The following is a 5,166-nucleotide window of genomic DNA, read 5'->3' on the forward strand; positions in this document are numbered from 1 at the left end:
ACGTCAGGTCGTAGAAGTCCTGCTCGGTGCGCAGGACGTCCGCGCCCATGTAGTACAGGTCCAGGAATTCCTGGAGGTTGTTGTAGTTGTAAGCGCCGCGCAGGGCGTCGATGTCGGGCCAGGGCAGCGCCACGCCGTTGCGCTGCGCCAGCTTGAAGAGCAGCTCGGGTTCGAGCGTGCCCTCCAGATGCAGGTGCAATTCCGCCTTGGGCAATGCGTTGAGCCAGTCGTACATGGGTGCTCCGGTATGAATGAGGTGCGTGTTCGGGATGCGGCGCGCGGTTCATGCGGCCAGCGCGATGCCATCGGCCCGGATGGTGCGTTCGAGCTGGTCCGCGAAGGCGCGCGCCTGACGGGTGCTGGGGCGGTCGCGGCGCCAGATGGCGGCAAGGGGCGACCTGCGCAGGGCGGGCCGGGCCGGCAGCACGGCCAGTTCGCCGCGCGCCTGCCGGACGGCCGCGACGCTGCCGGGCAGCATCCACAGGTAGTGTCCGTCCAGCAGCAATTCGCGGCCGAATTCCAGCGACAGGACGCCGATCATATCCGGAATCGCCAGACCGGCCTGGCGCAGGGACAATTCCAGCTCGCCGCGGATGCGGCTGCCAGGCAGGGCGGTGATCCACGGATAAGCGACGTAATCGGCCAGCGTGGCCTCTGGCAGACACGTCAGCGGATGGTGCGGGGCGCAGGCCAGCACCACCGGATCCTCCAGCAGCGTGGTCGAACGGTATATCTCCGGATTGACTGTGGACGTGAAACGGCTGATCAGCACGTCCAGGGCGCCGGCGTCCAGGTCCTCGATCAGGCGCTCGTGCGTGCCGATCTCGATGGTGAGCGTGATGCGCGGATGCGCTTCGCGGTAGTCGCGCGCGGCCTGCGCCACCGGCCAGCCCGCAAACATGGAAAAGCAGCCCACGGTCAGGCTGCCTTCTTCGCCGCGAGAGACTGCGGCCAGGTCGACCTCGGCCTTGCGAAAGCCGGTCAGCAACTGGCGCGCGTGGCGGCACATGGCGTCGCCCAGTGGCGTGCAGGTCGTGCCTTTCGCGGTGCGCTCGAACAGCCGCGCGCCCACCAGTTCCTCGATCTCGGCGATCGCCCGGGACAGGCCCGATTGCGTGCTATGCAACTGCGCTGCCGCCTTGGACAGGTTGCCCAATTCAGAGACGGTCAGCACGATTTCCAGGTGCCGGATGCGGAGTTTGCCTCGGAACGGTGTCATGGCGCGGGGGAACGGGAGCGATTTGCCGATTATTCTCCCGCGCCGGCCGCTTGGCAACGCGCCGCGGGATTCGGGATATAGTTCGACGCCTGCAACGGCTTAGGCTTGCACCGGGAGAGCAGCATTGAATTTGAAATTGCGGGGCGGCGAGCGCGCTGTCACCTTCGCAGCGATCACGCTACTGGCCACGGCGCTTGCCGGCTGCAGCGCGTCGCGCGTGGACGAGGTGGCCGTGAAGTGGCCGTCCTTCAAAGACAACACGCAAGTCCTGCTGCCGTCGGATCCGGCGCAATGCCCCGACCTGAGCGGCACCTATCGCGCCCAGGGCGAACGCCGCACCGGCGATGCCGATGCGTTCCTGCTCGAAGACCTGCGCGGCTTTCTGCTTTACCCGTTGGACCTGCCCGGCATGCGCGATGCGCCGGCGCCCGCTTGGAAGCTGTCGTCCCGCTCAACCGTGACGTTCGTCGCGGATGCGCGCGGATGGCAGATCGAGACGCATGATGGGCAAGGTGCGCGCGAGGCCGCGCTGCTTGCCCTGCACGACGGCGGCGCCGGCTCGATGGCCGCGGGCGGCGAACCCATGCGCCCCGGCAACGACATCTGGCGAGCCGCCGGGTGCACGCAAGGCCGGCTGTGGATCAGCGTGCGGCATGACTGGCGCCAGCATGAATCCATGGGCGTGCGGCGCCACGTTGCTGTCCTGCGCAAGGACGCAGGCGGGCTGCTGCTGACGGTGCAACGTGAATCCGACAGCATCGGCATGCTGCTGCCCTGGTACACCAACACCGGCGATTTGTTCCAATACTGGTTTGCGCCCGCCGCTGATCATCCCTGAATTCCGCAGGCGTGCGCCTGCCTTTCACCGAGACCGAGAGAACCATGACCGCTAAACGGCTTTTCACCTGGACCTTCTTTTTCGCGCTGTTCGTGGTGCTTGTGGCGCTGTTCTGGCGCCAGCTGTTCATACAAACCCCGCCGTCGCTGCGCGAGCTGGGCGGCACCATCGAGGGCGGCAACGCTTACATCTACGGTGAGTCGCCGCGCCAGGACGGCATGGCTGATCGCGCGATGCTGGCCGCGGCGCAGCGCGGCGACCCGGGCGCCCAATACATGCAGGGCCTCATCATGGAGAGTTTCGACATGAAGGAAGCGCTGCGGTGGTACGAGACCGCCGCGGCGCAGGGTTATGAACTGGCGGCACAACGCCTGGCGCAATTACGCGAAGCGCCGCCGGCCGCGCAATGACAGAGTCGCCTTGAACGCATCCGCGCCACACGCCCGCTTCGTGACCGGCCCGCTCGGCGGGCACGTGCTCGAGATGATCCTGACCGGCTGGGCCAGCATGCTGGCCGTCTTCGCCGTCGAGTTCCTGTCGCTGCTTTACCTGGGCACGCTCGAGGACGAAGCCGTGCTGGGCGCCGTGGGTTTCGGGTCCATGACCCAATTCACCATTACGTCCATCTGCATCGGCGTCACGGTGGGCGGCGCGGCGCTGGTCTCGCGTGCGCTGGGCGCGCAGGACGCCGGCCGGGCGCGGACGCTCGCGGGGGCGTCGCTGGTCCTGATGGCCGCCGCCGCGCTGGCGGCGGGCGTGGCGTTTCTGGCGGCGATCGGCCCGTTCACCGCGGCCATCGGCCTGGCCGAAGACGTCCGCGAACATCTGCTGTCGTATGTGCTCATCACCACGCCGTTCGCGGTGGTCATGGGCATCGGGATGATGCTGTCGAACCTGCTGCGCGCCGCCGGTCAGGGGCGGCAGTCGATGTGGGTGCTGCTGGCCGGCACCGGCACGGTCGCCGTGCTCGATCCCATCGTCATCTTCGTGCTGGATGGCGGCATGGAGGGCATTGCCTGGGCGGGCGGGGTGGGGCGCGTCGCCACGGTCGTGCTGGGCGCCTGGCTGGTGTTCCGCAAGCACCGGCTGGTGGCCTCGCCGCCCGCGCGGGAACTGCGCGAGCACCTGGGCGCCATCGGCAACATCGCGTTGCCCGCCGCGCTGACCACACTGGCGACGCCGGCGTCGGTCATCTTTACCGTGTCCACGTATTCCAGTTTCGGCCCCAGCGTGCTGGCGGGCGCCACGGTCGTCGATCGGCTGTTGCAACTGGCCTATTCGCTGTTCTTCGTGCTGCCCGGCGCCATCGGCCCGATACTCGGGCAGAACCTGGGCGCCGGGCAGTGGGACCGCGTGAAGGCCACCGTGGCCCTCACGACGCGCTGGGCGTTGCTGTACGGGTTTTCGGCGGCCGTGGTGCTGGCGGTGCTAGCGCCGTGGATGCCGGATGTCTTCCGGGTCACCGGCCCCGGGCGCGACCTGATCGTCTTCTTCTGCCGCGTCGGCAGCTTTGCGTGGGCGCTGAACAGCTTGTTCTTCGTCGCGATCTCCGTGTTCAACAACCTGGGATACGCCACGTATTCCACCGCCATCGGCTGGCTGCGCGCCACGGTGGGCACCATGCCCTTCGTGTGGTTGGGCGCGCACCTTGGCGGGCCCGAGGGCGTGATGCTGGGGCAGATGGGCGGTTTCGCGATTTTCAGCCTGATTGCGATGTGGCTGTGCCGGCGCGTGCTGCGCGCGCCGCCTGCGGGGTTTCGGCACGGCGAGGCGGCATAGCTGGCGAATTGGCCCGTCAACGCCGGGCGCGTTCGATTTCGGCGGCTGGTCGCGGTACGATCCCGGCTGACTTCGATTTTTCAGGAAAGCCATGCGCCAGAGTTTCTCCCGTCCTCGAATCGACAGCCTTTCCCGCGTGCTGCTGGCCGCGGCACTGACCGCCGCCGCCGCCAGCGCCGCGCAGGCGCAGTCGCCCGGATCGGCCACCGGATCGCGCGTCCAGACGCCCGCGCCGGAACAGCAGCAGCCCGCGCTCAAACCCAAGCGCAGCTTCGATGACACGCCGGCGCCGGCCGCGCATGCCGCGCCCGCCGCGGCACCGGCCGCCGCAGCACCGGCTGCCGCACCCGCTGCTTCTGCGGCACCTGCGGCCGCGCCTGCTGCGTCGACCGCGCCCGCCGCCACCGCCGCTCCGGCGGCCGCCGCTGCGCCCGCCGCCACCGCCACCCCGGCCGCCGCCGCCCCGACCGTCATCGTCCCGACCGAACTCGACACCAAAGCCTGCATCGACAAGCTGCGCAAGGGCGCCACGGCGAACGGCCTGACCGTCGCCGACTGGGACAAGTACACGGCCAACGCCACGCTGCTGCCCACGACCGTCGCGTCGGCCAAGGGCCAACCCGAGGGCCGCGAAAGCTGGTGGGACTACATCGCCAAGACGGTCGACGACGAGCGCGTGCAGGACGGCAAGGCCGTGCTCTCCAAATACGGCAAGGAGCTCGGCGCCATCAGCCAGCAGTACCAGGTTGACCCCGCGACGCTGGTCGCCATCTTCGGCATCGAAACCAACTACGGCCGCCAGGTCGGCAAGACCGACGTGCTCAATGCCTGGCTGACGCGCGCCTGCACCGAAAACAAGCAGCTCTGGGAAAAGAACGCCTACGCGTCCGTGCGCCTCTTGCGCGACGGCACCGTGCCTGCCGACAAGTTCGTCGGGTCCTGGAGCGGCGCGTTCGGCATGACGCAATTCATCCCGACCTCGTTCTACGAACTGGCCGCCGACGGCGATGGCGACGGCCGTATCGACCTCTACAACTCGCTGCCCGACGCGCTGGCCTCCACGGCGAACCATCTGCGCAAGCGCCGCGCGCAGTGGACGCATGGGTTGCCCGCCGTGGTGGAAGTGCGGGTGCCGGCCGAACTGGCCGCCGCGATCCCGGCCGAGCCCGACGCCGAGTACGTGGGATCCAAGGACCGCCGCACGATCGCCCAATGGGCGCAGGCCGGCGTCAAGCAGGGCGACGGCTCGGTGCTGAAGCTGCCTTCGGGCAACGACCAGCAGGCGTACCTGTTCGCGCCGACCGGCGCACGCGGTCCGGTGTTCCTGGCC

5 protein-coding genes and 1 pseudogene are annotated in these 5,166 nt (G+C 68.8%); 4 read left to right on the top strand and 2 right to left on the bottom strand.

Annotation, left to right across the window (positions count from 1 at the left end):
* Nucleotides 1-235: pseudogene (locus tag RT697_RS26825) on the bottom strand (adenosine deaminase); the annotation flags it as partial.
* A 48-nt stretch (nt 236-283) separates the two neighbouring features.
* On the bottom strand, nt 284-1,219 hold the full coding sequence (locus tag RT697_RS26830; protein WP_313702661.1) for a LysR family transcriptional regulator: 936 nt from the start codon (nt 1,217-1,219) through the stop codon (nt 284-286).
* Between the two features lie 124 nt (nt 1,220-1,343).
* On the opposite strand from RT697_RS26830, the gene RT697_RS26835 reads away from it, so the two are divergent.
* From RT697_RS26835 to RT697_RS26850, 4 genes are all read left to right on the top strand, one after another.
* The gene (locus RT697_RS26835; RefSeq protein ID WP_313702662.1) at nt 1,344-2,057 is read left to right on the top strand and encodes a hypothetical protein; all 714 of its coding nucleotides are present in this window, start codon (nt 1,344-1,346) and stop codon (nt 2,055-2,057) included.
* Nucleotides 2,058-2,101: 44 nt separating this feature from the next.
* Nucleotides 2,102-2,467: a sel1 repeat family protein gene (locus tag RT697_RS26840; RefSeq protein WP_313702663.1), complete on the top strand. Its 366-nt coding sequence runs from the start codon at nt 2,102-2,104 to the stop codon at nt 2,465-2,467.
* Between the two features lie 10 nt (nt 2,468-2,477).
* Nucleotides 2,478-3,836: an MATE family efflux transporter gene (locus tag RT697_RS26845; RefSeq protein ID WP_313702664.1), complete on the top strand. Its 1,359-nt coding sequence runs from the start codon at nt 2,478-2,480 to the stop codon at nt 3,834-3,836.
* Nucleotides 3,837-3,927: 91 nt separating this feature from the next.
* Nucleotides 3,928-5,166: lytic murein transglycosylase (locus RT697_RS26850; protein WP_313702665.1), on the top strand; the 1,239-nt coding region annotated here is incomplete at its 3' end.

The organism is Achromobacter sp., from assembly GCF_032113835.1.
In the GTDB taxonomy this organism is placed as follows: domain Bacteria; phylum Pseudomonadota; class Gammaproteobacteria; order Burkholderiales; family Burkholderiaceae_B; genus Achromobacter.